General features: G+C 71.5%; 27 protein-coding genes. 12 read left to right on the forward strand and 15 right to left on the reverse strand.

Annotated features, from left to right (window positions below; genetic code table 11):
* Positions 1 to 5: 5 nt before the first annotated feature.
* Together AB0368_RS17355 and AB0368_RS17360 are read right to left on the reverse strand one after the other, a co-directional pair.
* Positions 6 to 1,640 carry an FAD-dependent monooxygenase gene (locus AB0368_RS17355; protein WP_366154856.1) on the reverse strand — a complete coding sequence of 545 codons (1,635 nt, stop codon included), beginning with the start codon at positions 1,638 to 1,640 and terminating at the stop codon, positions 6 to 8.
* Between the two features lie 32 nt (positions 1,641 to 1,672).
* The gene (locus tag AB0368_RS17360) at positions 1,673 to 3,253 is read right to left on the reverse strand and encodes an MFS transporter (protein WP_366154857.1); all 1,581 of its coding nucleotides are present in this window, start codon (positions 3,251 to 3,253) and stop codon (positions 1,673 to 1,675) included.
* A 198-nt stretch (positions 3,254 to 3,451) separates the two neighbouring features.
* Here AB0368_RS17360 and AB0368_RS17365 point away from each other — a divergent pair, with 198 nt between their 5' ends.
* Positions 3,452 to 3,880, forward strand: coding sequence for a hotdog fold thioesterase (locus AB0368_RS17365; protein WP_366154858.1), 429 nt, complete (start codon positions 3,452 to 3,454; stop codon positions 3,878 to 3,880).
* A 36-nt stretch (positions 3,881 to 3,916) separates the two neighbouring features.
* Here the strand turns inward: AB0368_RS17365 and AB0368_RS17370 are convergent, their stop codons facing one another.
* Positions 3,917 to 4,780 carry a helix-turn-helix transcriptional regulator gene (locus AB0368_RS17370; protein ID WP_366154859.1) on the reverse strand — a complete coding sequence of 288 codons (864 nt, stop codon included), beginning with the start codon at positions 4,778 to 4,780 and terminating at the stop codon, positions 3,917 to 3,919.
* A gap of 150 nt (positions 4,781 to 4,930) precedes the next feature.
* Here AB0368_RS17370 and AB0368_RS17375 point away from each other — a divergent pair, with 150 nt between their 5' ends.
* From AB0368_RS17375 to AB0368_RS17420, 10 genes are all read left to right on the forward strand, one after another.
* Complete coding sequence (locus tag AB0368_RS17375) at positions 4,931 to 5,671, forward strand: dienelactone hydrolase family protein (RefSeq protein ID WP_366154860.1); 741 nt, start codon at positions 4,931 to 4,933, stop codon at positions 5,669 to 5,671.
* Positions 5,668 to 6,099 (forward strand): carboxymuconolactone decarboxylase family protein, encoded by a 432-nt coding sequence (locus AB0368_RS17380; protein ID WP_366154861.1) that lies wholly within the window; start codon positions 5,668 to 5,670, stop codon positions 6,097 to 6,099. Before AB0368_RS17375 ends, AB0368_RS17380 begins: the two co-directional genes overlap by 4 nt.
* Positions 6,100 to 6,340: 241 nt before the next feature.
* A complete protein-coding gene (locus tag AB0368_RS17385) occupies positions 6,341 to 7,201 on the forward strand; it encodes a helix-turn-helix transcriptional regulator (RefSeq protein ID WP_366154862.1) in 861 nt (286 codons plus the stop codon).
* Positions 7,202 to 7,511: 310 nt separating this feature from the next.
* Positions 7,512 to 8,534 (forward strand): AvrD family protein, encoded by a 1,023-nt coding sequence (locus AB0368_RS17390; protein WP_366154863.1) that lies wholly within the window; start codon positions 7,512 to 7,514, stop codon positions 8,532 to 8,534.
* 29 nt (positions 8,535 to 8,563) lie between these two features.
* A complete protein-coding gene (locus AB0368_RS17395; RefSeq protein ID WP_366154864.1) occupies positions 8,564 to 9,274 on the forward strand; it encodes an AAA family ATPase in 711 nt (236 codons plus the stop codon).
* Positions 9,271 to 10,269, forward strand: a complete 999-nt coding sequence (locus AB0368_RS17400; RefSeq protein ID WP_366154865.1) for a beta-ketoacyl-ACP synthase III — start codon at positions 9,271 to 9,273, stop codon at positions 10,267 to 10,269. Before AB0368_RS17395 ends, AB0368_RS17400 begins: the two co-directional genes overlap by 4 nt.
* 43 nt (positions 10,270 to 10,312) lie before the next feature.
* Positions 10,313 to 10,549 (forward strand): acyl carrier protein, encoded by a 237-nt coding sequence (locus AB0368_RS17405; RefSeq protein WP_366154866.1) that lies wholly within the window; start codon positions 10,313 to 10,315, stop codon positions 10,547 to 10,549.
* Positions 10,550 to 10,556: 7 nt separating this feature from the next.
* The gene (locus AB0368_RS17410) at positions 10,557 to 11,234 is read left to right on the forward strand and encodes an HAD-IB family hydrolase (protein WP_366154867.1); all 678 of its coding nucleotides are present in this window, start codon (positions 10,557 to 10,559) and stop codon (positions 11,232 to 11,234) included.
* The gene (locus AB0368_RS17415; RefSeq protein ID WP_366154868.1) at positions 11,219 to 12,172 is read left to right on the forward strand and encodes an NADP-dependent oxidoreductase; all 954 of its coding nucleotides are present in this window, start codon (positions 11,219 to 11,221) and stop codon (positions 12,170 to 12,172) included. Before AB0368_RS17410 ends, AB0368_RS17415 begins: the two co-directional genes overlap by 16 nt.
* A gap of 71 nt (positions 12,173 to 12,243) precedes the next feature.
* The gene (locus AB0368_RS17420; RefSeq protein ID WP_366154869.1) at positions 12,244 to 13,467 is read left to right on the forward strand and encodes an MFS transporter; all 1,224 of its coding nucleotides are present in this window, start codon (positions 12,244 to 12,246) and stop codon (positions 13,465 to 13,467) included.
* Between the two features lie 6 nt (positions 13,468 to 13,473).
* Here the strand turns inward: AB0368_RS17420 and AB0368_RS17425 are convergent, their stop codons facing one another.
* From AB0368_RS17425 to AB0368_RS17465, 9 genes are all read right to left on the reverse strand, one after another.
* Positions 13,474 to 14,235, reverse strand: a complete 762-nt coding sequence (locus AB0368_RS17425) for a hypothetical protein (RefSeq protein WP_366154870.1) — start codon at positions 14,233 to 14,235, stop codon at positions 13,474 to 13,476.
* 38 nt (positions 14,236 to 14,273) lie between these two features.
* A complete protein-coding gene (locus tag AB0368_RS17430) occupies positions 14,274 to 15,131 on the reverse strand; it encodes a PspA/IM30 family protein (protein ID WP_366154871.1) in 858 nt (285 codons plus the stop codon).
* A 300-nt stretch (positions 15,132 to 15,431) separates the two neighbouring features.
* Positions 15,432 to 15,944: a helix-turn-helix transcriptional regulator gene (locus AB0368_RS17435; RefSeq protein WP_366154872.1), complete on the reverse strand. Its 513-nt coding sequence runs from the start codon at positions 15,942 to 15,944 to the stop codon at positions 15,432 to 15,434.
* Positions 15,945 to 16,114: 170 nt separating this feature from the next.
* Positions 16,115 to 16,612 (reverse strand): CinA family protein, encoded by a 498-nt coding sequence (locus AB0368_RS17440; RefSeq protein WP_366154873.1) that lies wholly within the window; start codon positions 16,610 to 16,612, stop codon positions 16,115 to 16,117.
* Positions 16,613 to 16,632: 20 nt separating this feature from the next.
* A complete protein-coding gene (locus AB0368_RS17445; protein WP_366154874.1) occupies positions 16,633 to 17,025 on the reverse strand; it encodes a PIN domain-containing protein in 393 nt (130 codons plus the stop codon).
* A complete protein-coding gene (locus AB0368_RS17450) occupies positions 17,022 to 17,288 on the reverse strand; it encodes a YlcI/YnfO family protein (protein WP_366154875.1) in 267 nt (88 codons plus the stop codon). The genes AB0368_RS17445 and AB0368_RS17450 overlap by 4 nt, the downstream gene beginning before the upstream one ends.
* Before the next feature lie 50 nt (positions 17,289 to 17,338).
* On the reverse strand, positions 17,339 to 17,929 hold the full coding sequence (pgsA, locus tag AB0368_RS17455; RefSeq protein WP_366154876.1) for a CDP-diacylglycerol--glycerol-3-phosphate 3-phosphatidyltransferase: 591 nt from the start codon (positions 17,927 to 17,929) through the stop codon (positions 17,339 to 17,341).
* Positions 17,926 to 19,419, reverse strand: a complete 1,494-nt coding sequence (gene rimO / locus AB0368_RS17460) for a 30S ribosomal protein S12 methylthiotransferase RimO (protein ID WP_366154877.1) — start codon at positions 19,417 to 19,419, stop codon at positions 17,926 to 17,928. Before rimO ends, pgsA begins: the two co-directional genes overlap by 4 nt.
* Positions 19,420 to 19,445: 26 nt before the next feature.
* A complete protein-coding gene (locus AB0368_RS17465) occupies positions 19,446 to 22,004 on the reverse strand; it encodes a DNA translocase FtsK 4TM domain-containing protein (protein ID WP_366154878.1) in 2,559 nt (852 codons plus the stop codon).
* A gap of 87 nt (positions 22,005 to 22,091) precedes the next feature.
* On the opposite strand from AB0368_RS17465, the gene AB0368_RS17470 reads away from it, so the two are divergent.
* Complete coding sequence (locus AB0368_RS17470) at positions 22,092 to 22,508, forward strand: YbjN domain-containing protein (protein ID WP_366154879.1); 417 nt, start codon at positions 22,092 to 22,094, stop codon at positions 22,506 to 22,508.
* Here AB0368_RS17470 and AB0368_RS17475 read toward each other — a convergent pair.
* From AB0368_RS17475 to AB0368_RS17485, 3 genes are all read right to left on the reverse strand, one after another.
* A complete protein-coding gene (locus AB0368_RS17475; RefSeq protein WP_366154880.1) occupies positions 22,437 to 22,841 on the reverse strand; it encodes a DUF2784 domain-containing protein in 405 nt (134 codons plus the stop codon). The genes AB0368_RS17470 and AB0368_RS17475 overlap by 72 nt on opposite strands.
* A gap of 77 nt (positions 22,842 to 22,918) precedes the next feature.
* The gene (locus AB0368_RS17480) at positions 22,919 to 24,283 is read right to left on the reverse strand and encodes a S1 family peptidase (protein WP_366154881.1); all 1,365 of its coding nucleotides are present in this window, start codon (positions 24,281 to 24,283) and stop codon (positions 22,919 to 22,921) included.
* A gap of 86 nt (positions 24,284 to 24,369) precedes the next feature.
* Positions 24,370 to 26,058 carry a ribonuclease J gene (locus tag AB0368_RS17485; protein WP_366154882.1) on the reverse strand — a complete coding sequence of 563 codons (1,689 nt, stop codon included), beginning with the start codon at positions 26,056 to 26,058 and terminating at the stop codon, positions 24,370 to 24,372.
* Positions 26,059 to 26,065: the final 7 nt, after the last annotated feature.

Raw genomic sequence — 26,065 nt, forward strand, 5'->3', positions numbered from 1 at the left:
GACAGTCACTGCAGCGCGGCAGCCGCGGGTACGGACATCTCGGTGATCGCCGTCAGGTGTTCGCGGATCGCGGGAAGCCCCGGCGTCCGGTCCTGCGCCGCCACGTAGTGGTCGGGTCGGACCAGGGCGGCGGCGAACCGGCGGGGCTGCCACGCGCCCGCGTACCGGAAGCCGGTGCCGCGCGGCGCCTCGATGGCCAGCGGGTCCCGCAGCGCGCCGGTGCCGTCCAGCACCCGGACGTGGATGAGGCCCTCCCGGGTCGACTGCAGGGACCGCAGCGTCATCAGCACGGTGGCCGGCAGTACGTCGCCCGCCGGCACCGTCACCAGCACCGTGTACCGGTCGCTGGGAAGCGCCTCCCGCAGCGGGACCGCGGTCGGGTGCCCCGGGGCGATCACGGGCGGGTTCGGCAGCAACCGCCCGGCGTGGAAGTCGGTACGGCGCCCGCGTCCCCGGCGCGGCACCGGTCCGACGATGGCCCCGCTCTCCGGGTAGTCGTTGGTGAGCCCGGCCAGCCAGGGCGAGTACCAGCGGTCGAAGGCGCCGGTGGCCTCGGCCAGCCGCGCGGAGCCGTCCCGCAGCGCCACCTGCCAGCGCTTCTTGAACAGCCACGCCTTGGTCTGCCACTCGGCCTGCTTCACCACTGCCGTCGCGACCGCGCCTCGTTCCGTACCGTAGGTGTCGAGCAGACCCGGAACGGCGCGGCCTCCGTGCACCAGCGCGAGCTTCCATGCCAGATTGTTGGCATCGGTGATGCCGGTGTTGAGGCCCTGGCCACCGGCCGGGCTGTGGATGTGGGCGGCGTCGCCGGCCAGGAAGACGCGACCCTCACGGAACCGGTCGGTGTGCCGCGCGTGGATGCTGAACGCGGTGTGCCAGCCGACGTTGTGCAGCTCGAGGCCGCCGGGGCCGCGCTCGTCGACGTACTGCTGCAGCAGCGGCACGGTCAGGTCGTCGGGCTTCATCGTGGGCGGGCCCGCGGTGAAGATCCGGAACCGGCCGTTGGGCATCGGCACCATCACCAGGATGCCGCGGTCGGAACAGTAGTAGTGCACGGCGTCGAACTGGAGGTCGCCGCGGACCTCCGTGTCGGCGAGCAGGAACAGGTTCGGGTACGTGGCACCGTGGAACTCCATGCCGACCAGGTCACGTACGGTGCTGCCCGCGCCGTCGCAGCCGACTACGTACGAGAACTCTTCGACGGTCTCGGTGCCGTCGGCCGCGCGCAGCCGGGCGTGCACCCGGTCCGGCTCCTGTTCGAGGCCGAGCAGGCGGGTCTCCCACTCCGTCGCGCCGCCCGCCTCCTTGAGGGACGCGCGCAGCAGATCCTCCACATCCGGCTGCGGTAGCACCACGGGCTGCGTGATGCCGTCGAAGCCGATGCGGCAGATCTGCTTGGCGTTCGAGTAGTAACGGAACGAGTCGACCGGCAGGCCGTGGTCGACGATGTGGTCGACGCCGCCGAGCTGACGCAGGATGTCCAGGGTCCGGGGCCAGACCATCAGCGCCTTGGTCAGCGGGCTGGGCTGGGCGGCCTTGTCGACCAGGCGCGTCTCGACGCCGCGGCGGGTGAGCTCGGTCGCGGCCGCCAGCCCGACGGGCCCGGCGCCGACGACGAGCACCGGCAGTTCTTCTCGCATGAGGAAACTCCGATCGGGATGTCGGGACCGGTTCAAGGACGGCCCGCGGGTTCGGTGAGGGGTGCCGCCGCCAGGTCCGCGGGGGCGGCGGGTGTCCGGCGCTCGCGCAGCAGGGCGACGATCGCGGGGGCACCGACCGCGCAGACCGCCGCGAGGATCCACAGCACGGTGTGGAAGGCATCGGTGTAGGCGCCGCTCACGACGTCCACGAAGGCGGACTGCTGGCCGCCCGGGACGTTCGCCGCCGCGGCGGCGATCTCACCCTGGGCGGCGCGGTTGGCGACGGTGCCGACGTCCTGTGCGTACGGGCCGAAGCCGTCCAGCGTCCCGGTCAGCTCCCGCCGCGTGAGCGTCACCAGCAGGGCACCCATGCCCGCGATGGCGACGGCCTCGCCGGTGAGCCGCATCGTGTTGAACATGCCGGCCGCCATGCCGGCGCGCGACGAGTCGACCGCGCTGAGCGCCGCGCCGTCGAGCAGGCCGAACGAGATGCCCACCCCGGTGCCGATGACCAGCAGTGGCCCGATCAGCGCCGGCACGGTCGTGTCCCGGTCGATGACCGTCAGCCAGGCGGCACCCGCGGCGATGAGCAGCAGGCTCGTGCCGAGCAGCACCCGCGGCGGCACGGTCCGCGACACGGCGCCCGCGATCACCGGGAACAGCAGGACCGGGCCGGTCAGCAACAGCATCGTCGCGCCGGCACGACCCGAGCTCATCCCGTTGATCCCGATGAAGAACGACGGCAGGAAGACCAGCAGGCACACGAAGCCGAACGCCAGCAGGACCGGCATCAGGCAGATCGCGGTGAACGCCGGCCGCTGGAACAGCGCCAGGTCGAACATCGGGCGCACCTGACGGCGTTCCACGACGGTGAAGGCCACCAGCAGCAGCACGAACGTGGCCAGCAGGCCCAGCACCGCCGGAGAGGCCCAGCCCAGCTGCGGAGCTTCCACCAGGGCGAGGGTGAGGGCGAACAGGCTACCGCTGAAAGTGAGCGTGCCCCAGCGGTCGATCCCCGTGGCCGCCGGGTCACGCGACTCCCGCAGGAACGGCAGCGCGAGCATGACGAGGGCGGCGACGATCGCGTGGACGATGAAGACGGTCCGCCAGCCGCCCCAGCCGATCAGCACCCCGGAGGTCGACGGGCCGAGCACCAGCCCGAGGCCGAACGAGGAGCCGAGCGCCCCGAAGGCCCGCATCCGGGACGGGCCGTCGAAGGTGTGCGCGAGCAGGGCCGACGCGGCGGTGAGCACCATCGCGGCGCCGATGCCGGCGACGCCGCGCAGCACGTCGATCACCACGATGTCCGACACCGCGGCGCAGCCGGCCGTGCAGGCCACGAAGACGACGAGTCCCCAGGTGAACATCCGGCGCCGGCCCAGCAGGTCGGCGAGCGCGCCCGCCGCCAGCATGACGCTGGCGAACGTCAGGTTGTACGCGTTGACGACCCACTGGAGGCTCGTCAGGGAGGTGTGCAGGTCCTCGCTGATGCCCGGCAGCGCGATCGACGTGCCGGTCAGCGAGGCCGGAAGCAGGCCGCAGGCCACGCACACCGCGACGAGCGTGACGGCGGGATGGACCCGGCGGGGCGGGGCGCCGTTGATCCTGGGCACGGCAGACTCCTTCGAAAGGCACAAAGAAAGGGGATGGCCCGACGCTAACAGCAATCGCGAACCGGTAAATGTTGGCGCTTATCGTGGTACCGCGAACACCTGGCTCGGGTCCCGGCCGGAAACCACTTCGTGACAAACGGCTGCCACCATCGCAGACGCTTGTGCGAATGTTTTCCGTACGACGGGGGGAATGACGTGGTGGCGACTCATCTGGGACCGGTCGAGGTGCGCCCGGCCTATCGGGACGAGCAACTCGTGGCGAAACTCGGCATCGAGATCCTGTGCTGCGAACCGGGACTCGTGGTCGGCTCGATGCCGGTCGCCGGCAACCGGCAGCCGGTCGGGATCATGCACGGCGGCGCCAACGCGGTGCTGGCCGAGACGCTGGGTTCACTCGCTGCCTGGCTGCACGCGGGCACCGACCGGCAGATCGTCGGCCTGGACCTGTCGTGCACGCATCACCGCTGGGTGGCCGCGGGCACGGTGACCGGCGTGTGCCGCCCGCTGCACGAGGGTGCGGCGACGGCCACGTACGAGATCGCCATCAGCGACGCCTCGGGTGTGCGTACCTGCACGGCACGCTTGACCTGCGCGATCAGCCGGCGTCCCGCGGGCGCCGGCAGCTGAGCATGCCGACCGGCCGCGGCTGGGGCCGCGGCCGGGTCAGGCTTCGCGGGTGGCGGGACGCGTGGACTCGGGCGCGTTCCACATCGCGATGAGGTCGAGGGCCGCCTGGGCCGGGCCGGCCGGATCGGCCGAGAAGGCGACCAGGCGCTGGCCGGCCACCCCGGGCAGGTCGAAATTCTCGAATCGCAATGTCAGTTCGCCGACAAGCGGATGCCGGAATCGTTTCTGGCCGTGCGTGCGTTCCCGGACGTCGCGGCCCGACCACAGATTCCGGAATGCCTCGCTGCGCATGGTCAGCTCGCCGAGAAGTGTGGCGAGCGCCTCATCGTCGGAATAGCGACCCGCGGCCAGCCGCAGGGCGCCGACAGTCGCTTTGGCGACATCCGCCCAATCGACCCACCGTTCGCCGCTCGCGGGGTCCAGAAAGGCGAACCGGGCAAGGTTGCGTTCCCTCGGCGAGACCGCGTCGAAGTCGAAGAACAACATGGCCGCCAGCCGGTTCCAGGCCAGCACGTCCATCCGGTAGTTGATCAGCAGCGCCGGGGTCTTCTCCATCAGCCCGAGCAGCTGCACCAGCTCCGGGCGGGCCCGCTCGGGCTGCGCCGACCGGCGCGGGATGACGGTGCCGGTCCGGGTGAGGTCCTGCAGGTGGGCGCGTTCGACGTCGTCCAGCTCGAGGGCCCGGGCCAGGGCGTCGAGGACCTCCGGGCTCGGGCGGGTGGCCCGGCCCTGCTCCAGCCGGACGTAGTACTCGACGCTGATGTCGGCCAGCAGCGCCACCTCCTCGCGGCGCAGTCCCTGCACCCGCCGGCGCGCGGAGACGTGCAAGCCGGCGCGTTCCGGGCTGATCAGGGCCCGGCGTGATTGCAGGAAGCGGCCCAGTTCGCGGCGATCGTCCATGGTGGCCAGTATTCCCTGCCCTGGCCACGGGAGGGTGGTCCTGTCATTACCAGTAAAGCCGGTACCCGGGTCGGACAGGGGTCTGGCTGTCCCCGCTCGCGGTCAGCAGCATGGGTCGCACCGCACCTCGAGACCGAAGGAGCACCACCCATGTGTCACAGCACCGAGAGCAGGCCGCCGGCGGCGCCGGTCACCGGCAGCGTCAAGGAGGACGGCCCGCTCACGCTGACCTCCGCGGACGGTACGCGATTCGGCGCGTTCCAGGCCCTCCCGGACGAGCCGAACGGCCGCAACGTGGTGATCCTGCCCGACGTCCGCGGCGTGCACGCGTACTACCAGGACCTGGCCCGGCGCTTCGCCGAGGCGGGCTTCGGCGCCGTCGTGGTCGACTACTACGGGCGTACCGCCGGGGTGGGCGAGCGTAACGACGACTTCGAGTGGCAGCCGCTCCTCCCCCAGGTGCAGGCGGACGAGGTGGCCGCGGACGTGCGCGCGGCGGCCGAGCACGTGACGGCGGCCAACCCCGGCGCGACGTTCTCGGTCGGCTTCTGCTTCGGCGGCGGCCAGTCGTGGCGGCTCGCCGCGGGTGACCTGCCGCTCGCGGGCTCGATCGGCTTCTACGGCAACCCGGCGCACGTCGAGGACGTCGTCGACCAGGTCTCGTCGCCGGTGCTGATGCTCGTCGCGGGCGACGACGTCGCGACCCCCCAGGAGAAGTTCCACGAGCTGGACGCCAAGCTCAAGGAGGCCGGCGCCACCCACGAGATGTACGTCTACGACAACGCCCCGCACTCCTTCTTCGACCGCTCGTTCGGCGAGTGGCGAGAGGCCTGCGACGACGCGTGGCGCCGCATCCTCACCTTCACCAGCACCCACGGCGCCAGGTCATGAGCGACGGCACCGCCCGCGCGTGGGGGGAAGGCGAGCGGTACGACCGGGGTGCCGCCCGCATCGCCGAGATCGACGGCGACCGGCCGGAGCGCCGGCAGGAGGCGTACCGGGTCCTGGCGGAGGTCGCCCCGGATCTGCCCCGTTTCGCGATCGAGTTCGCGTACGGCGACATCCATTCCCGCCCGGGTCTCGACGCCGCCCGTCGGGAACTGGTCACCATCGGCGTGCTGATCGCGCTGGGCGACACCGAACGCCAGCTCACCTCGCATCTCGTCAGCGGCCTGAACATGGGGCTGAAGCCGCACGAGATCGTCGAGGCGGTGCTGCAGGCACTTCCCTATGCCGGTTTCCCCCGCACCATCAACGCCATGAGCGTGGTGCGCCGGGTGCTCGAGGAACGGGGGGAGTTGCCGCTGCCGCCGTCCTGAGCACCCGTTTCCCGGTCCCGGTCACCGCCGCCCCCGCGGTGGCCGGGACCGGCGTGCTCGCCATTCCGTGAAATCGCAAGAATTCGGACGTGGCGGGGGGTCGCCACGCCATTTACTCACGCTTTCAATAATGCGTGATCCAGCAACGCCCGGAAATGCAACCCCACGATTGCGCGTTGCCTCCGTCACCTCGTCGTCATGTTGCTTGACAGGGGCGGAGCCAGTAAACCAGCATCAATTCATGCGTAGTCATGGGGGAAACGCAAGGCACCTGGAAGAATTGAGTCAGTTCCTGCGCAGCCGGCGCGCCCGGCTGAGCCCCGGCGATCTCGGCCTGACCGTGTCGAGCCGGCGCCGCACGCCGGGCCTGCGCCGCGAAGAGGTCGCCGTTCTGGCCGGCGTGGGCACGTCCTGGTACACCTGGCTCGAGCAGGGCCGGGACATCAACGTGTCGGAGTCGGTGGCCCGCGCGATCGGCCGGGCGTTGCGACTGAGCCCGTCCGAGCGGACGTACATGTTCCGGTTGCTCGGCATCCGGCCCCCGCTGCCCGAGTCCGGCGAGCGCCGCCACGGCGAGTTCGCCTCGGTGGTGCAGGAGTGGATGCCGAGTCCGGCACTGGTGCTCGACGAGTTCTGGAATCTCCTGGATTGCAACAAAGCGGCCCGCGAAGTGTTCGGACTGTCCGATTCGGACAAGAACATGCTCGTCAGCTTCTTCGTCAATGAAGAACACCAGGGGCGGTACGTCGATCCGCGCGCTCAGGCACGGCTCGCCGTCGCCCAGTTCCGCACCGACATCGCGCAGTATCACCAGGATCCGCGCTTCTTCGAGATCGTGGACGATCTGCGGCTGCGCAGCGAATTGTTCGCCACGCTGTGGCACGGCCACGAGGTCCAGCAGGTGGCCAACAAGGACAAGCATCTGCTGCACCCGCGGGCCGGCCGGCTCAGCTTCAGCACCCTTCCGGTGCAGATGAGCGGCAACGAGCGGATCCGGATGATCCTCTGCATCCCGAAGGCGGGGACCGGGACGCGCGACCGGCTGGTGTCGCTGCTGCACGAACAGCCCGTTCTCGCCGCCGTCGGCGGCTGCGCGAGATAACTGCGAGATTCCTGTCAGATCATCTTCACCCAAGCGGATCCGGCACCCGCCGGATCCGCTTTTCGCGGGCTCGTGGAAGGGCCTTGGTCACGGCTTGTCCGTTTGCCGATGAATTGATCCTGGTAGTGGTGCCACCCGTTTCGCCGTACCGGTATAAACAATCGTACGGAAAGCGCTCTGGATCATGCTAACTTTTCCACCGGAATAACAACCGGCAGCGCGCCGCGTATGACGGCGCCCCGGATTCCGTCATTGTTTCGGCAATGTTCCCGCCACGTCAAGAATCCTGATTCCTTCGATGGGAGTCGATATGACACAGGCCATTTCGTCCGGTAGATCGATCGACGACTACCTGGGCTCGTCCGACAAGCGGTTCTTCTCCGCGGGCTACCGGAGGGTGGACTACCGCTTCGGCGAGGTGTCGGTGACCGCCGGCGCCGGCCCGGCCGAGCTGAACACCGCGGTGTCCCTGAGCTACCCCGGCAACTGGTCGAAGAAGGCCACCGGGGATCTGCGCCCGCACTTGAGCACCATCGACGCCATCCTGCTCGGCGTCGCCGCCAGTGAGGCGTATCTGCTGCACACGACGGCGCCGGGCGCGGAGGACCGGCGGCGCATGTGGGTGAGCCGCGTCCGGATCCGGGCCGCTGCCAGCCCGGACGAGCAGCTCGAGCAGGTGCCGTTGCGGGCCCGCCTGCGGGCCACCCACGACCGGCCCGGCCTCCCGGGCGTCGTCTCCGAGCTCGAGGTCCGGGTCGGCGGCATGCGGATCATCGTGGACGTCGTGCATCCGGGGCATTTCCCGGACGGCGGACCGGCCGAGGCCGCAGCGGCCACCGCCCGGGGCATATACCGCGATCTGGAGGAGCTCGCCGGTCCCGCCGCCGCCCGCTACTACGGCGCCGGCTTCAAGCGCCGGTCCCACCGCATCACCGACCCGGTGATCGACCTCGAGGCCCGTACGGCCACCGCCGCCGTCCACCTCAGCGACGAGGAGACGGTCGTCGACCAGGGCATCGAGGGCGGCTACCCGTCGTCGGCAACCATGGTCGACTGCTTCGCCACCAGCCTCCAGCTGGCCCAGATCCTGCTCTACGAGCTCGACGGCATGAAGCGCAGCATCAGCAACACCCTGTGGATGCGCAGCACCGACCTGCGGGTACGCGACGCGGCCCGGCCCCCCGTGAACGCGTCGGGACTGCCCCTGACGTGCGCCCTCGAGGGCCTGGGGCTCACCGAGATGGGCGGCGGCCGGTGGCGTACCACCGACATCGTCTCCCACCTCGCGGGAGTCGACCTGCGCTGCGCCGTCGCCCACCGCCTTCCGTCCTGACACGACACTCGAGAAGAGAGAAGCACCCCATGAAGCTCGCGATCTCCGGCACCTACTCCTCGGGCAAGACGCTGACGTCGTACGCCCTCTCCCACCTCATCGGGATCCCGCGGACCCGCGCCCGCACCATGCGGGAGCTGCTGCCGTTCGCCGTGCCGGGCAAGACCCTCGAGCAGTGCAACGGCGCCGAGCTGCTCCAGCTGATCGTGCGGCGGCACGTCGAGCGCTGCGTGCACGAGAGCCACCTCACCGACGGGTTCATCTCCGACGGCTCGTCGCTGCAGGAGTGGATCTACGGCTCGGTCCGGGTCATCGTCGGGATCAACCCGAACGACTCCGTGCACCTCGCCGACACCGAGCGGGTCGTGCGCACCGAGGAGATGGCGTTCTTCGAGGCCGTCGTGGACCAGCTCGGCATCGCCATCAAGGAGCACGTCAAGGAGACGTACGACGCGTTCGTGCACCTGCCCAACGAGCTCACCCTCGCCAAGGACGGGCACCGGCCGGTGAACGAGCGTTTCCGGACGCTGGCCGACGAGTCGATCGCCCAGAACATCGACGCGCTGGGCATCCCCCGGCACGTCGTCAGCGGCACCCTGCCCGAGCGCCTCGAGCGGATCGTCGAGATCTTCGGCTTCGAGCCGGTCACCGACGTCGACAAGGCGATCGCCCTGGCCGAGGACGAGTACAAGGCCGTCGACATGACCATCGAGTCCGACCGAGCCTGGGCCACGAAGTGAGGCACGCCGTCCTAGCGGGGCTGGGTGCCGCCGTACCGGAGCAGCGCATCACCAATGCGATGCTGGCCGAGCGGATGGACACCAGCGACGAGTGGATCCGCAGCCGCACGGGGATCGCCGAGCGGCGGCGGGTCGGCCCGGAGGAGTCCACCAGCGACCTGGCCGTGGCCGCGGGCCGCCGGGCCCTCGAGTCGGCCGGCGGGGAACCGGTCGACGCCGTCGTGGTCGCGACCACCACCCCGGACCACACCTGCCCGGCCACCGCACCCGTGGTGGCCAGCCGGCTCGGGCTCGGCACGGTGCCCGCCTTCGACGTGGCCGCGGTCTGCTCCGGCTTCGTCTACGGCTTGTTCACCGCGGCCGGGCTGATCGCCCAGGGCGGCGCCGGCCGGGTGCTGGTCATCGGGGCGGAGGCCTTCAGCACCATCATCAACCCGGACGACCGCACCACTGCGCCGATCTTCGGGGACGGCGCGGGCGCGGTGGTCCTGCGGGCCGGTGACGAGACCGAGCCCGGTGCCCTGCTCGAGTTCGCCCTGGGCAGCGACGGCAGCCTCGCAGACCTCATCATCGTGCCGGCCGGCGGCGCCCGGCAGCGCTCGTCGGGCAAACCGGCGGCGCCGGACGACCACTACTTCCAGATGCAGGGCAAGACGGTGTTCATGCACGCGGTCCTGCGGATGGAGGAGTCGTCGCGGGAGGTGCTCCGGCGCGCGGGGTGGGACACCTCCAGTGTGGACCTGCTCGTGGGCCACCAGGCCAACATCCGCATCCTGCACGCCGTCGCCGACCGGCTGGACATTCCGGCCGAGCGGGCCTTCGTCAACCTCGGCCACTACGGCAACACGTCGGCCGCCTCGATCCCCCTGGCGCTGGACGAGGCCGCGGCCACCGGGGCGCTCAAGGCCGGCGACCGGGTGCTGCTGACCGCCTTCGGCGGCGGTGTCACCTGGGGATCGGTCGCCCTTCGGTGGCCCGACCTGGCCGCCGCCTGATCGACACACCACAACACACATCGCATCCCACGGGGAGGACACAATGGAAAGCACGTTGAAGCCACGGGTCGTCGAGCTCATCGCCGAGAAGGCGGAGCTGCCGGTCACGGAGCTGGAGCTGGGCCGGACGCTGGAGGACGCCGGGCTCGACTCGCTGCACATCATGGAACTCGCGCTCACCGTTCAGAAGGAGTTCGGTGTCACGATCGTCGAGGGCGAACTGCAGCTCGAGCAGACCGTCGCCGAGGTCGTGTCGCACCTGGAAGCCCGGATCGGCTGACCGCACGATGGGCATCCCCGCGGCGATCTTCGACCTCGACGAGACCCTCCTCGGCGTCACCAGCATCTTCCGGTTCCTCGAGTACGACCTCGCCGCGCGGGGGCGGCCACCGTCGGCGTACGAGGCGGAACGGGCCTGGCTCGGGGAGCTGAGGTCCGCCGGGGTGCCCCGTACCGAGCGCAACCGGGCCTTCTACCAGGCCTTCGCGGGACGCTCGGCCGCCGAGGTGAGCGGACGGGGCGAGGTGTGGTTCCTCGAGGAGCACGCCCGTGGTGCCCTGTTCGATCCCCGGGTGCTGCGCCGCTTCCGGGCGCACACCCGGGCCGGGCACCTGACGGTCCTGGTCACCGGTTCCTTCCCGCCGTGCGTCGAGCCGATCGCCCGGTACGTGCGGGCCGACGTCGTCGTCTGCACACGACCCGAGGTCGTCGGCGGCCGGTACACCGGCCGGGTCGACGTCCCGATGGTGGGCGAGAACAAGGTCGTCGCCGTACGGCAGCTCGCCGCCCGGCACGGCATCGACCTGCACCAGAGCTACGCCTACGGCGACGACGCCTCCGACCTGCCGGTGCTCGGCCTGGTCGGCAGTCCCTGCGCCGTCGGCGACGATCCCGTCCTGCTCGAGCACGCCGAGCGGCTCGGCTGGACCACGTTGAGAAGAGGAGTCACGTGCCGGACACCATGAAGGTCATGCGCACCACCGCCGTCGGCGGGCCCGAGGTGCTTCAGGTCGCGGAGGTGCCCAAGCCGGTGCCCCTGCCGACCGAGGTTCTCGTCAAGGTGCACGCGGCCGGCATCAACCCGGTCGACTGGAAGATCCGCGGCGGCGTGTTCCCCACCGGGGCCCTCGGCGCGCCACCGTTCGTGCAGGGCTGGGATGTCGCCGGGGTCGTCACCTCCGCACCCCGGGTCACCCGCTTCCAGCCCGGGGACGAGGTCTACGGCCTGCTCTGGTTCCCGCGCCAGGCCGGCGGCTACGGCGAGTACGTCACCGCACCCGCCCGTCAGTTCGCCCGCAAGCCGCGCGGACTGTCCTTCACCGACGCGGCGGCCCTGCCGCTCGCCGGCCTCACCGCCTGGCAGACCCTCGTGGAGGTCGCCGGTGTCACCGCCGGGCAGCGGGTTCTCGTCACGGCCGCGGCCGGCGGCGTCGGTCACCTCGCCACCCAGCTCGCCCGGCACCTCGGCGCCGAGGTGACCGGCACGGCCCGTACGGCCAAGCACCCGTTCCTGCGCGACCACGGCGTCGACCACCCGGTGGACTACACGACCACCGACGTGGCGGCGGCCGTCCGCGACCAGGACCTCGTGCTGGACCTGCTCGGCGGGGCGAACAGTGTCGCGCTGCTCTCCACGCTGCGCCCGGGCGGCCTGTTGATCACGACGATCGGCCAGCCGAGTGAGGAACTGCTCGGCACGGCCGAGCGGCTGGGCGTACGCGTGTCGCCGTTCCTGGTCGAGCCGGACCGCCTGGGCCTGGAAGCCCTGACCACGCTCGTCGAGGACGGCGCGCTGCGCGTACACGTCGATCAGGTCTTCGACCTGGAGGAGGCGGCCAAGGCCCACGAGGTCGGCCAGTCCGACCGCACCACGGGAAAGCTCGTCCTGTCCGTCAGCGCCTGACCTGCCCGCATCGCCCGGTGGCCACCTGTGAGGTGGTCGCCGGGCTTTTCCCGTACCCGGAGAATCTCGCCATGCCCACGCAGCCCGTCGCCGGCGGTGGTCTGTCCGGCCGCGCGACCACCCTGTTCGCGGTCGCGGCCGGCCTCGCCGTCGCCAACATCTACTACGCCCAACCCCTGCTCACCGGCATCGCCCACACCTTCGGGGTGGGCAGCGGCCGGGCATCGCTGATCGTCACCGTCACCTCGATCGGATACGCCGCCGGCCTCGCCCTCGTGGTCCCGCTCGGCGACATCCTGCGCCGGCGGCGCCTCGTCGTGACCATGCTGCTCGTCGTCGCCGTGGCCCAGGCTGCCTCCGCCTGCGCGCCGTCGATCGGCTGGCTCACCGGCTTCTCCGCGCTGCTGGCCGTCTGCGCCGGGGTCGCGCCGCTGCTGGTCGCCTTCGCCGCCACCCTCGCCACGCCCGACCAACGGGGCCGCGTCACGGGCCGGGTGATGGGCGGCACCCTCACCGGCGTACTCCTGGCCCGCGCGGGCGGCGGCCTGATCGCGGAGTTCTTCGGCGGCTGGCGCACCGTGTACGCGGTCGCCGCCGTCCTCATGGTCGTGCTCGCGCTGGTGCTGCACCGCGCCCTGCCGGACCTGGCCCCCGGTGCCCGGCTGCGGTATCCGACGCTGCTGAGGTCCACCGCCACACTGCTCCGGGAGGAGCCCCTGCTGCGGCTGCGCTGCGCGTACGGGTTCCTGTCCTTCGCGGGCTTCTCCGCCCTGTGGGCCTCGCTGGCGTTCCTGCTGGCCGGCGCGCCGTATCACTACGGTGAGGCAGGAATCGGCCTCGTCGGGCTGGCAGGCGCCGCGGGCGCGCTGGCGGCGCCGCTGGCCGGCCGGCTCATCGACCGCGGCCACGAACGCCGCGCGACCGGGCTGCTGATGGTGTGCATCCTCGCCGGCTGGGGCCTCACCGCGATAGCGGGCGGACGCGTCACGGCAACGCTGCTGCTCGGGATCATCCTGTTGGACCTCGGCGTCCAGGGCCTGCAGACGACGAACCTGAGCGTCATCTACGCCCTGCGGCCCGAGGCTCGCAACCGGGTGACCACCGCGTACACCGTCACGTACTTCCTGGGCGGGTTCGCCGGGGCCGCGGTGTCCGGGGTGGCCTACGACCGGGCCGGCTGGCCCGGGGTGTGCGTGGCGGGAGCCGTGTTCGCCGTGCTGGCGCTGCTGCTGCGGTTCGTGGCGGCACGGCGCGAACGACGGGCCCGCGTGAGGGCCGGCACGGTCGCCGGCTGAGAAGGCTCAGACGGCCGGCGTCGGCGGGCGCTTCAGCTCGGAGAGGCCCTCGGCCAGGCCACGCAGGCGGTCCGTCGCGTCGGTGAGGCTGCTGAGGGCCGGGTGCTGGCCGGTGACCGGGTGCCCGTCCTCGGCGACGTAGCTCGCCGCCGCCGCGACCAGCCGCTCGTAGGCGGACACGCCCCCGGTGAACTGCGTCGCCAGGCTCTCGTGGGACTCCTCCAGGACGGCGCGCCGGTCCGGCGGGGTCAGCGGAAGGGCCCGCTCGACGCTGGCCACGCGCTGGCCGAGGTCGCGGAGCCACTGCTCGGCCACGGCCGCCTCGAGGACCGCGCCCTCGCCGGGACCCGTCAGCCGGCCGCTGAGGCCGGCGAGGGTGGTCGAGGCGCGGTCCAGCCGGTCCCAGGCCTGCGCGACGGCGGATCCGCGGACCGCGTACCGGTTGCGCTGGCGGCGGACCTCCTGGACGACCTGGCGGCCGGCGGGGAGACGCTCGACCGCGGCCATCAGGCGCTGACCCGGCAGGGCCGGCGGAGGGGCCGGCGGGGGCGGGATCGCGGCGAGTTCCCGGTGGTCGCTCCACCGCCACCAGGCGAGCGCCACCGAGGCCCCGGCGGAGGCGGCCCAGGCGGCGTCGGCGATCCCGATTCCCGCGTACGGCGTGAGGACAGCGGTGGCCGCGGTCAGCCCACCTCCGATGACGCTCCACCGCCGCGCCGAACCGCGCAGCCGCTTGAGCCGCCGGAAGTACCTGGTCCTGTCGTCCACCGTCCGCTCCCCTTCCGCTGTGGGCCGCCCGGCCCGGATCAGCCCGCGGCGGAGGTGTCCCCGCGCTTGCTGTTGATGCTGGCCCGGATCTCGTCGAGGCGGGCGACGCCGGCCGGGTCCGACGCCGGGGCGGCCTGCTCGACCGCCGGCTGGGCCGGGGCGCTGCCGAGCTTCTCGCCGGCCATGCTGGCCCGGATCTGCTCCAGGCGGGACGAGCCCGCCATGTCGAGGCTCGACTTCTGCACCTCGAGCATGCGGCCCTCGACCGAGTTCGAGGCGAGCTCGGCGCGGCCCATCGCGTTCGCGTACCGCTGCTCGATCTTGTCGCGGACCTCGTCCAGGGACGGGGTGTTGCCCGGCGCGGCGAGCGAGGACATCGACTCGAGCGACTTGGCGACCGTCTCCTGCATCTTGGCCTGCTCGAGCTGGCTGAGCAGGCGGGAGCGCTCGGCGATGCGCTGCTGGAGCACCATCGCGTTGTTCTCGACCGCCTTGCGGGCCTGCCCGGCGGCGCCCAGCGCCTGGTCGTGCAGGGTCTTCAGGTCTTCCATCGACTGCTCGCCGGAGACGAGCTGGGTGGCGAGCGTCTGAGCGGTCGACTCGTACTTCTGGGCCTCGGCCTCGTCACCGCCGGCGCGGGCCCGGTCGGCCAGGACGAGCGCCTGACGCGCCATGCCCTGGAGCTTCTCGACCTCGGACATCTGCCGCGACAGCTTCATCTCGAGCTGGCGCTGGTTGCCGATCACGGCCGCGGCCTGCTGCACGAGCGCCTGGTGCTGCCGCTGGGCATCCTCGATGGCCTGCTGGATCTGCACCTTCGGGTCGGCGTACTCGTCGATCTTGGCGCCGAAGAGCGCCATCATGTAACGCCAGCCCTTGACGAACGGGTTCGCCATATCCGCGGTATCCCCTCAATGTCGCTGCACAGGACGCGCCACCGACGCGGGCCCGAGGGGTCTTCACGATGGCGCGGGCTCCATCGTGCCAGCTCCATGCCACCGGCGTCACGTGACCTCGGGGGGATCTCAGGGTGTTACCCCAGGCCCCCCACCACGAGGCTACGCGCCGATCGGCGTTCCGGCGACGGCCCCGGCCTGCGCCGGGTCGGGCGGCATGGAAAAGCCCGCGCGGAACCGCGCGGGCAGGGCGAGAAATGCCGGCCCCACCCCCGCCCCCGGGAGAAAGGCCGGCGGAAATCAGGCGGCGTAGATCACGTCGCGCTCGCGCTTGCGGCGCGTGCGCAGGGTGGCCTTGAGCGGCGTGTCCTGGCGGACCGAGACCGACACGGTGCCGTCGGTGGTCACCTGGCGGACCGGTGCCGCCTCCTTCGCCTGCTGCGTGGCCTTCGCGCCGGCGGCCGCGGCACTCATCGCGGCCGAGGCGGCCTTGACCGGGGCTTCCGGCGCCGCGGCGGCGCCCGATCCGGTCGACTGGCTCGGCGCGGTCCCGACCGGGACGAGCACACCCTGCATGCCCTCCGCGAGGGCGAGCGTGTCGCTCACCTCGCCGAGCACCTCGGACAGGCGTGCGCCCAGCGCCTCGCAGATGGCGGCGAGCAGCTCGCTCGACGCCTCCTTCTGGCCACGTTCGATCTCGGAGAGATATCCCAGGCTGACGTTGGCGGCGGTCGACACCTCACGCAGTGTGCGGTGCTGTCCCTGCCGACGCGCCCGAAGTGCGTCACCGATAACCCGGCGTAGCAGGACCATGGCACCTCCTCCTGCGGCGGGGCCGCCGGCAGCCGCCGGAGGCTTCCCGCAACCGTACCCGCTGCGGGCCACGCCGACATCCCGCCCCGCCGAATTCCGGGACGGCCGGGCAGCGCCGGTCGCCCGCGGGGGTGCCGCGTCCATCAATACGCACAGCGCGGCGCCGACTCTCAATCCGCTGGCCGGTCGCCGGATTCACGCAGCTCATCGACGAGGAGGGCGAGGGCCGAGGTCATCGTCTCGCGCCGGACGTCGTCCCTCGACCCGCTCAGCTTGAGCTCCTGCACCGTCGTCCGTGCAGGACCGGCCACGGCGACGAAAACCATCCCCACGGGTTTGCCGTCCTGCGGCTCGGGGCCGGCGACACCGGTGGTGGCGAGGCCCCAGTCGGCCCCGCAACGGCCGCGCGCGCCCTCTGCCAGGGCCTTGGCCACGTCGGCGTCGACCGGGCCGCGGTCGGCCAGCAGCTTCTCCGGTACGCCGGCGAGCGAGTGCTTGAGATCTGTCGCATACACGACCAGGCCGCCCCGGAAGACGGAGCTGACCCCGGGGATCTCCACGACGGTCGCGGCCAGCAGCCCGCCGGTCAGCGACTCCGCCACCGCGAGGGTCTGCCGACGTTCGACGAGCGCGTGTACGGCCGCAGCCGCGGCTACCCCGGTGTCCATGTCCCCATCGTCGCCCACCTTCACAGTCGGCGGATGACGACCCCCGGCTTGACCTGCGATGCAAGCGAGAGTTGTGCAATATCGTCCGGATCGCTGGTGAACACGATGGCGCCGCAGCTGAGCGCGACAGTGACCACGATGGCGTCGACAACGTCCCTCGTCTGCGCCTTGCCGCACAACATGCCGGCCGCCTTGGCCAGCTCCGATCCGACCGGGACAACCTCGCAACTCTGCAGGAACCTCCCGAGCTGAACCTGGCGGCGCGGATCGCGCCATGCCTGACTCACCACCACCGCCGGGACGAGGATCTGCCTGCCCTCCTCGATCGCCAGGTGATGGATCGCCCACATCCTCCGGTCATTGCCGTCGATCGCGATCAGAGCGCCGGCGTCGTAGACGTAAGGGATGCTCACGCGGCCGCCGTCGCGGAGCTGCTGAGCGCTTGACTATCGGCTGCGGCCATTTCCGCCTTGGCGGCGGCGAGTTCCTCCACGGTGAAGGCGCCGTGTTCGGCTTGCCATTCAGCGACCAGCTGCCGGCCGATCCGCCGACGCAGTTCCCGCTCGGCAGCGGCCGCCACAAGCCTCGAGAGGGGAACACCGTCCTCGAGTGCGGCCGCGCCGAGAGCGTCGACGAGTTCCTGAGGAAGAGTAACCGTGACCTTCTTCGTCGCCATACAAGCACCATACATCGGTATGGCGCTGGTATGGCGCCCGCGTCGACAGGCTAGCCGCGGGCCTTCCGGCGGATGCGTACCGCCTGCAGGACGTAGTCCACGCCGGTGACGAGGGTGACGATCAGCGCCGCCACCATGAGTCCGGTGCCGATCAGGTCGAACGGCTCCGGCACGGGCCAGAGGAACCATGCGATCGCCGCGATCTGCAGGGCGGTCTTGAGCTTGCCGCCCCGGCTGGCCGGGATGATGCCGTAGCGGATCACCCAGAACCGAAGCGCCGTGACCCCCCACTCGCGGACCAGGATCAACCCCGTCACCCACCAGGACAGTTTCCCGTACGCCGAGAGCAGCACCAGCGCGCTTCCGGTGAGGGCCTTGTCGGCGATGGGATCCGCCACCTTGCCGAACGAGGTGACGAGCTCGTAGCGCCGGGCGATCCAGCCGTCCGCGAAGTCGGTCGCCGAGGCCACGCAGAAGGTCAGGCAGGCCGCGATGCGCCAGGCCGACTCGGCCATCTCGGAGACGACGACCATCACCACGAAGACCGGGACGAGCACGATGCGGGCGGCCGTCAGCAGGTTGGCCGGGTTGTTGAGCGGGACCCGCCGGGTGGCGGCGACCGGCACCGGCTCGTCGGTCATGGTGTTGCCGTCGCCACCGGCGCCGCAGACGCCGTCCGGACCACGGGGGCCGCCGAGACCATCTCGATCGGGACGGCGATGAGGTCGACGCCCTCGGTCGCGGTCACCCTGGCGCGTACGAGGTCGCCGGGGCGCAGCGCCGCCAGATCGACCTGCGCGTCACCCGCGACCAGGGTGGTGGAGCCGTCGACCTCGGGCGCCTGGTGCTCGGCACGGCCCTCGACCTCGCTCGCGTCCACCGAGTCGATCATGACCTCGACCAGTGAGCCCAGCCGGTCCTCGGCGCGCTGGGCACACAGCTCGTCGGCCAGGTCGCTGATCCGGGCGTACCGGCGTTTGATCGTGTCCTCGCGCACCTTGCCGGACAGGCCGGCGGCCTCGGTGCCGTCCTCGTCGCTGTAGTCGAAGACGCCGATGGCGTCGAGGCGCGCATCGGTCAGGAAGCGGACCAGCTCCTCGACGTCCTGCTTCGTCTCGCCGGGGAAGCCGACGATGAAGTTGCTGCGCGCGCCCGCCTCGGGGGCGAGCGCCCGCGCCGAGGCGAGCAGGTCCAGGAAGCGGTCGGTCGAGCCGAAGCGGCGCATCCGGCGCAGCACCGGCTCGCTGGAGTGCTGGAACGACAGGTCGTAGTACGCGGCGACGCCCGGCGTGGTGGCGATGACCTCGACCAGGCCCGGCCGCGTCTCGGCGGGCTGCAGATAACTGGCCCGCACCCGCACGATCCCGTCGACGGCGGCGAGCTGCGGCAGGAGCTTCTCGAGAGCGCGGGGATCGCCGAGGTCCTTGCCGTACGAGGTGCTGTTCTCGCTGACCAGCACCAGCTCGCGCACGCCGGTCTTGGCCAGCCACTCCGCCTCGGCGAGCAGCTCCTGCGGGTCCCGGGAGACGAACGCGCCGCGGAACGCCGGGATCGCGCAGAACGAGCACCGGCGGTCGCAGCCGCTGGCGAGTTTCAGGCTGGCGACCGGCCCGGTGTCGAGCCGGCGGCGCAGCACCGTACGCAGGTGGGCGGGGGTGTGCTCGTCGACGGTGGCGTGCCCGGGGACCACCACCTTGGCCGCCTGCCGGTGGACCGGGGTCAGCGGCAGCAGCTCCCGCCGGTCGCGCGGGGTGTGGGAGTCGAACCGCTCCCCCGCCAGCACGCCGTCGAGCCGGGCGGCGATGTCGGTGTAGTCGTCGAAGCCCAGCACGGCCTGCGCCTCGGGCAGACTCTCGGCCAGCTCACGCCCGTACCGTTCGGCCATGCAGCCCGCGGCGACCACCTTGGCGCCGGTGTCCGCGGCCGCGAGCAGCGTCTCGATCGAGTCCTGCTTCGCCTTCTCGACGAAGCCGCAGGTGTTGACGACCACCACGTCGGCGCCCTCGGCGTCCGTGCTGACTTGCCATCCCCCCGCATCGAGGCGCGCGGCGAGCTCCTCGGAGTCGACCTCGTTACGGGCACAACCGAGGGTGAGAAGAGCGACGCGGCGGGGCGGAGGAGTCACGGACACCCGACAAGGTTACCGGCAGTCCCGGCTCAGTCGTCGAGGCGGAGGGTGGCGAGGGTTGCTTCCAGTTCGTCCGGTTTGACCAGCACCTCGCGGGCCTTCGAGCCCTCCGAAGGGCCGACGATGCCCCGCGTCTCCATGAGGTCCATCAGGCGGCCCGCCTTGGCGAAGCCGACCCGCAGCTTGCGCTGGAGCATCGAGGTGGAGCCGAACTGGGAGGTGACCACGAGCTCGATGGCCTGGAGCAGGACGTTCAGGTCCTCGCCGATCTCCTCGTCGACGTCCTTCTTCTTGTTCGCCACCGGGGCGGTGACGTCCTCGCGAAACTCGGGCTCGCGCTGGTCCTTGCAGAACTTGACGACCTCGGAGATTTCCTTCTCGTCCACCCAGGCGCCCTGGATGCGAACCGGCTTCGAGGCGCCCATCGGCAGGAAGAGGCCGTCGCCGCGGCCCAGCAGCTTCTCCGCGCCGGGCTGGTCGAGGATGACCCGGGAGTCGGCCAGCGAGCTGGTCGCGAACGCGAGGCGGGACGGGACGTTGGCCTTGATCAGGCCGGTCACCACGTCGACCGAGGGCCGCTGGGTGGCCAGCACCAGGTGGATGCCGGCCGCGCGGGCCAGCTGGGTGATGCGGACGACCGAGTCCTCCACGTCGCGCGGCGCGACCATCATCAGGTCGGCGAGCTCGTCGACGATGACCAGCAGATACGGGTACGGCTTCATGACCCGCTCACTGCCCGGCGGTGCCGTGATCTCGCCGCTGCGCACCTTGCGGTTGAAGTCGTCGATGTGGCGTACGCCGTTGGCCGCGAGGTCGTCGTAGCGCATGTCCATCTCACGGACCACCCATTCGAGGGCGTCGGCCGCCTTCTTCGGGTTGGTGACGATGGGCGTGACGAGGTGCGGGATGCCCTCGTACGCGGTCATCTCCACGCGCTTGGGGTCGACCAGCAGCAGCCGTACCTCGTCCGGGGTGGCCCGGGTCAGGACCGACACGAGCAGGGAGTTGAGGCAGGACGACTTGCCGGCACCGGTGGCGCCCGCGATCAGGATGTGCGGCATCTTCGCCAGGTTGGCGACGACGAACCCGCCCTCGATGTCCTTGCCGAGCGCGACCAGCATCGGGTGGTGGTCGGCCGTCGCGGCGCGCGATCGCAGGACGTCGCCGAGCGAGACGTTCTCCGGGTCGGTGTTCGGGATCTCCACGCCGACCGCGCTCTTGCCCGGGATCGGCGACAGGATGCGCACGTCGGGGGACTTCACCGCGTACGCGATGTTGCGCGACAACTGGGTGATCCGCTCGACCTTGACGCCCGGGCCGACCTCGACCTCGTAGCGGGTCACCGTCGGGCCCCGCATGAAGCCGGTGACCTGGGCGTCGATGTTGAACTGGTCGAAGACGCCGGTGAGCGCCGCCATGATCTCGTCGTTGGCGCGGCTGCGGGACTTGGGCGGAGTGCCCTTGCCGAGCAGGTTGGGCGGGGGGAGGCGGTAGTCGCCCGGCACCGAGGTGATGTCGAGCTGCTCGGCGCGGGTCGGCAGCGGCGAGTGCTCCGGCGGCTCCGGGGCCTTGCGGCTCCCGGGCAGCTTGGCACCGCGGGGCAGGGCGACCGTGTCGTGCAGGATCTCGCCCTCGGCCGACTCCTCCTCGTCCTCGCCGGGAGCCAGGCCTATGTCGGCGAGCGAGCCCTGCCGGCGCCGGGCGGGCCGGCGGCGCTTGGGCTCCTCCTCGGCGCCCTCCTCGTCGTTGTCGCCCAGGTCGGGCAGGTCGGGGTCGGGCAGCGGCGCGCGGGTCGTCGACCGGCCCAGCAGCACGTCGGTGAGGAGCAGCAGCCGCTCGGGGATCTTGTTGATCGGCGTCGCGGTGATCACGAGCAGGCCGAAGACGAACAGCAGGATCAGCAACGGTACGGCGACCCAGGCGGTGACCGCGTGCTCCAGCAGCGAACCCACGCCGTACCCCAGGAGCCCGCCGGCGCCGGTGAGCTCCACGTCGTCGGCGGGCTGGCGGCTGATGTGCAGCAGGCTCGCCGTGGCGATCAGCAGCGCGCTCCAGCCGACCAGGGACCGGCCCCGGTGCTCGGGGTCGGCCGGCTTGCGCATGAAGCGGACGGCGCCGTACAGGAGAAGCAGCGGGAGCAGCACGCCCAGACCGCCGAGGAAGAGCCGGACGGCGTCGGCGAGCCACTTGCCGACCGGGCCGGCGGAGCCCGCCCAGACCGCGACGCCGACGAGGATCGCGAGGCCGAGCATGAGCAGCCCGGCACCGTCGCGGCGGTGTTCGGGATCGATCTCCTTGGCGGTGGCCGCCTGGCGGCCGACGCCGCGGGCGACCCAGCCGACGCTGTGCGCCACGCCCATCCAGAGGGCGCCGATGCCGCGGCCGACACCGCCGGCGACGGCCGAGCCGACGCTCGGACGCGCGCGGGAGGCGCTGCGGGCCCGGGTGCGTGCGGAAGTGGACTTGCGGGCCGGGGCGGCGGCGGCCTTACGGGCGGGCTGGCGCACCGGCTGCCGGGCACGCTCCGACGCGGAGCCGCCCTTGGACGCGGCACGGCCCCGGCTCGCCGGAGGAGTACGGCCCGCCATGTCCCTTACCGTAACGGTGCGGCGCCCGCGAGCCCGCGCGCCGCACCGTGACCAGGATTCGCTTTTTCCCCGATTAGGATGATCACCATGTCCGCGCCCCTGCAGCCGCTGAGCCACGACATGATCGTCTCGGCGCTCTCCGCCCGCGAGTTCGCCCACTTCGTCGACGAGGACGGCGACGTCGGCGGCAACTGGCAGGGCTGCCTCATCTACTTCTTCCGGCTCGGCAAGAACCAGGAGATTTTCCAGGTCCGCGCGCTGACCCATCCCTCGTTCACCACCGACGACGTGCCCCAGCTGTACGCGTTCTGCAACGCCTGGAACCACGACCGGCTCTGGCCGAAGGCGTACGTGCACACCGGCGACGACGGGGTGGTGCACGTGGTGGGTGAGGTGGGCGCCGACTTCGAGCACGGCGTCACGCCGGAGCAGCTAGACCAGGTGATGGTCTGCGGCATCGCCACCGGCATCGAGCTGGCGGAGGCGGTTCTGGCGCTGAAGTAGCGCGAAGCCGATCCACGAGGTCAGCACCAGGACGGCCACCACGATCTGGGCGACCCACTCGTAGCCGTGCGGGTAGAAGACGCCCGCGGCGTGGTTGTCGAGGAAGCCACCCTCCAGGGCCGGCTTGCCGAGCCCCTCCCGGCCCCGGTCCTCGAGCCAGGTAAGCGGGCAGTAGAGCTTGGCCACGACGATCACCAGGAGCCAGAGCGCGGCCACGACCTGCACCCGGATGAGCCGGGGCCAGCGCCAGGCGAGGAAGCCGCCGAAGATGCCGAACGCCAGGAACGCGAAGTGCGCCCCGACGGCGGCCACGATCAGCAGCGAATAGCCCACCTCTACCACGCTATAGACACAGCGCTGCCCGCGTAGGACGGAGGATGACCTACGCGGGCAGCACGTTCCTGGGTGAATCAGTTGTTGCCGAGAAGCTGTCCGAGCCCGCGGTGCCCGTGACCGCGGCCGCGGCCTTGGCCGTTCCCGTTGTTGCCGGGCGGCTGGGTCGCCTCGGCGGGCGGCTGCGTCGCCTCGGCCGGCGGCGGGTTCGCGCCGGCGTTGTCGCCGCCACCGGCGCCACCGTTGTCGCCGCCACCGGCGCCTCCGCCACCCGTGGTGAGCAGCGTCAGGTTGTTGCGATCGAGGATCTCGGTGACCGGCTGGAAGAACGTCTCGCCGCCGGCCTTGCAGTCGCCCGAGCCGCCCGAAGTGACACCCTGCGCCTGGTCACCCGACAGCCACGGGCCGCCCGAGTCGCCACCCTCGGCGCAGACATCGGTACGGGTGAGGCCGGTGACCGTACCCTCCGGGTAGTTGACCGTCTGGTTCTTCGCCAGGATCGTCCCGCAGAAGGTGCCGGTGGTGGAGCCGGACCGGCAGACGGCCGCGCCGACGGGCGACTCGGTCGAACCGCCGACCGGCAGCGCGTTGCCGTCGAAGTCGTCGACGAACGGCTGGAGCTGCACGTCGGCTTCCGTCTGGACGAAGCCCATGTCGGCGTTGCCCGGGAAGACCGACGCCGCCACCTCGCCCTGCGGCTGGTTGTCGAGGTCGGTGGTCGGGGTGCCCGCCTCGCCGCAGTGGCCGGCGGTGATGAAGCCGCCCTCGACCGCGAAGCCGATCGAGCACCGGGCCTGGGCGTTGCCGAGGTTGATGAAGTACGGCTGGGCGCCGATCACGTCGGCCAGCGGCCGCGGCTTCGCCTTCACGGTCACCACGCGGAACGCGGCGTCCGGCAGGCCCGCGTCGCCGGCGAGGTCCTGGGCGCGGGCCGCGTCGCCCGGCAGCGCCTGGAGCACGACCTGGTTCGACGGCACGTCCACGTACCAGCCGGGCAGGTCGCGGTCGGCCTTGGTCGCGGCCGCGTCCAGCGCCTGCTTCGCCCGGTCCAGCTGGCCGACGCTGCGCTGCACCAGCTTGGGCTGGGCACCGGCGGCGCGGACCTCGTCTGCCAGGGCGGCGTCGGTGATCGCGACGTTGAGCGTGGTGCCGTCCTTGGCCAGCCAGGAGCCGCCGTACGAGTCACCCGAGGCGCTGCGGAGCTTGGCGCTCACGCCGCTGGCCCACTTCGCGCGCTGAACGCGGGCGGTGGCCTCGTCGGCGCTGAGGCCGAGGTCGCGCTTCATCGCGGCGAGCAGCTGCGGGGCCACACCGGCGGCCGGCTGCTGAGCGGCGGAGCGCCGGGTGGGGGTGGTGCCCGCCATCGACGGCAGGGTGAAGGCCACCGCCGCGCCCGCCGCCGTCACCGTCGCCGCGATCGCGACGACCGTTCTGCGCTGCATTCGGTACTCCCCTCGCATCGCGGTGCCGTGGGGGCGGCACCGTGCTCATCGATACGAAGGGGAGCCCGGAACAGTTCAAAAAAAGGTCAAACCTCGACCACGGTGGGGACGATCATGGGCCGGCGGCGGTACGCGTCGTTGACCCAGCGGCCCACCGTGCGGCGCACGACCTGCTGCAACTGATGGGGGTCGGTGACGCCCTCCTCCGCCGAGCGGTGAAGCGCGGCGGTGAGCAACGGGATCACCGGGTTGAACGCCTCGGGGTCCTCGGAGAAGCCCTTCGCCATGACGCTGGGCTCGCCGACCACCTTGCCGGTGACCGAGTCGATGACCACGGTGGCGGAGATGAAGCCTCCGTCGCCGAGGATGCGCCGCTCGGTCAGCAGGGACTCGCTCACGTCGCCGACGGCGAGGCCGTCCACGTACACGTAGCGGTTCTTGACCCGGCCCACGTGCCGGGCGTGCCCCTCGACCAGGTCGACCACGTCGCCGTCCTCGCAGAGGACCACCCGGTCCGGCGCGACGCCGGACTCGATGCCGAGCTGGGCGTGGGCGCGCAGGTGCCTCCACTCGCCGTGCACGGGCATCAGGTTGCTCGGGCGTACGACGTTGAGCAGGTAGAGCAGCTCACCGGCCGGGGCGTGCCCGGAGACGTGCACCTTGGCGGTGTCCTTGTGCACCACCGTCGCACCGGCCCGGGCCAGCTGGTTGATGACCCGGTAGACCGACGTCTCGTTGCCGGGCACCAGCGAGCTCGCCAGCACGACGGTGTCGCCGGGGGCGATCGTGATGTGCCGGTGGTCGCCGGTCGACATCCGGCCGAGCGCGCTCATCGGCTCGCCCTGGGACCCGGTCGACATGAAGACGATCTCGTCGGGCGGCAGGTTCGTCGCCTCGTCCAGGCTGACCAGCAGGCCGTCCGGGATCCGCAGCAGGCCGAGGTCGCGGGCGATGCCCATGTTGCGGACCATCGAGCGGCCGATCAGGGCCACCTTGCGGTCGTACTCGTACGCGGCGTCCATGACCTGCTGCACCCGGTGCACGTGGGAGGCGAAGCTCGCCACGATGACCCGGCCGCTCGCCTTGGCGAAGATCGAGTTGAGGACCGGGCCGATGTCGCGCTCCGGGGTGACGAAGCCGGGGATCTCCGCGTTGGTGGAGTCCGACAGCAGCAGGTCCACGCCCTCGGCGCCGAGCCGGGCGAACCCGGCCAGGTCGGTGATCCGCCCGTCCAGCGGCACCTGGTCCATCTTGAAGTCGCCGGTGTGCAGCACCAGGCCGGCCGGCGTCCGCACGGCGACGGCCAGCGCGTCCGGGATGGAGTGGTTGACCGCGAAGAACTCGCACTCGAACGGGCCGAGCCGCTCGGTGCCGCCCTCGCGCACGGTCAGCGTGTACGGGTCCAGCCGCCGCTCCGCCAGTTTCGCCTCGACGAGCGCGAGCGTGAACTCGGAGCCGACCAGCGGGATGTCCGGCTTGAGCGCGAGCAGGTACGGGACCGCGCCGATGTGGTCCTCGTGCCCGTGGGTGAGCACTATCGCTTGCACGTCCTCCAGGCGGTCCCGGATCGGCTCGAAGTCCGGCAGGATCAGGTCGACGCCCGGCTGTTCCACGTCGGGGAACAGCACGCCGCAGTCGACGATCAGCAGCTTGCCGTCGTACTCGTAAACCGTCATGTTGCGGCCGATGGCGCCGAGTCCACCGAGCGGCATGACACGCAGGGCGCCCTCGGGAAGCGGCGGGGGCGGATCCAGCTCGACGTGCGCTTGGCTCATGTGTGTC

Source organism: Actinoplanes sp. NPDC051475, from assembly GCF_040689425.1.
Taxonomy (GTDB): Bacteria; Actinomycetota; Actinomycetes; order Mycobacteriales; family Micromonosporaceae; genus Actinoplanes.

What these genes read in the sequence shown, in the direction of transcription:
- AB0368_RS17355 (WP_366154856.1), bottom strand. Translation starts at nt 1,640, where the DNA reads ATGCGAGAAGAACTGCCGGTGCTCGTCGTCGGCGCCGGGCCCGTCGGG.
- AB0368_RS17370 (WP_366154859.1), bottom strand. Translation starts at nt 4,780, where the DNA reads ATGGACGATCGCCGCGAACTGGGCCGCTTCCTGCAATCACGCCGGGCC.
- AB0368_RS17375 (WP_366154860.1), top strand. Translation starts at nt 4,931, where the DNA reads ATGTGTCACAGCACCGAGAGCAGGCCGCCGGCGGCGCCGGTCACCGGC.
- AB0368_RS17380 (WP_366154861.1), top strand. Translation starts at nt 5,668, where the DNA reads ATGAGCGACGGCACCGCCCGCGCGTGGGGGGAAGGCGAGCGGTACGAC.
- AB0368_RS17385 (WP_366154862.1), top strand. Translation starts at nt 6,341, where the DNA reads ATGCGTAGTCATGGGGGAAACGCAAGGCACCTGGAAGAATTGAGTCAG.
- AB0368_RS17390 (WP_366154863.1), top strand. Translation starts at nt 7,512, where the DNA reads ATGACACAGGCCATTTCGTCCGGTAGATCGATCGACGACTACCTGGGC.
- AB0368_RS17395 (WP_366154864.1), top strand. Translation starts at nt 8,564, where the DNA reads ATGAAGCTCGCGATCTCCGGCACCTACTCCTCGGGCAAGACGCTGACG.
- AB0368_RS17405 (WP_366154866.1), top strand. Translation starts at nt 10,313, where the DNA reads ATGGAAAGCACGTTGAAGCCACGGGTCGTCGAGCTCATCGCCGAGAAG.
- AB0368_RS17410 (WP_366154867.1), top strand. Translation starts at nt 10,557, where the DNA reads ATGGGCATCCCCGCGGCGATCTTCGACCTCGACGAGACCCTCCTCGGC.
- AB0368_RS17420 (WP_366154869.1), top strand. Translation starts at nt 12,244, where the DNA reads ATGCCCACGCAGCCCGTCGCCGGCGGTGGTCTGTCCGGCCGCGCGACC.
- AB0368_RS17430 (WP_366154871.1), bottom strand. Translation starts at nt 15,131, where the DNA reads ATGGCGAACCCGTTCGTCAAGGGCTGGCGTTACATGATGGCGCTCTTC.
- AB0368_RS17435 (WP_366154872.1), bottom strand. Translation starts at nt 15,944, where the DNA reads ATGGTCCTGCTACGCCGGGTTATCGGTGACGCACTTCGGGCGCGTCGG.
- AB0368_RS17440 (WP_366154873.1), bottom strand. Translation starts at nt 16,612, where the DNA reads ATGGACACCGGGGTAGCCGCGGCTGCGGCCGTACACGCGCTCGTCGAA.
- AB0368_RS17450 (WP_366154875.1), bottom strand. Translation starts at nt 17,288, where the DNA reads ATGGCGACGAAGAAGGTCACGGTTACTCTTCCTCAGGAACTCGTCGAC.
- pgsA (WP_366154876.1), bottom strand. Translation starts at nt 17,929, where the DNA reads ATGACCGACGAGCCGGTGCCGGTCGCCGCCACCCGGCGGGTCCCGCTC.
- AB0368_RS17465 (WP_366154878.1), bottom strand. Translation starts at nt 22,004, where the DNA reads ATGGCGGGCCGTACTCCTCCGGCGAGCCGGGGCCGTGCCGCGTCCAAG.
- AB0368_RS17470 (WP_366154879.1), top strand. Translation starts at nt 22,092, where the DNA reads ATGTCCGCGCCCCTGCAGCCGCTGAGCCACGACATGATCGTCTCGGCG.
- AB0368_RS17480 (WP_366154881.1), bottom strand. Translation starts at nt 24,283, where the DNA reads ATGCAGCGCAGAACGGTCGTCGCGATCGCGGCGACGGTGACGGCGGCG.
- AB0368_RS17485 (WP_366154882.1), bottom strand. Translation starts at nt 26,058, where the DNA reads ATGAGCCAAGCGCACGTCGAGCTGGATCCGCCCCCGCCGCTTCCCGAG.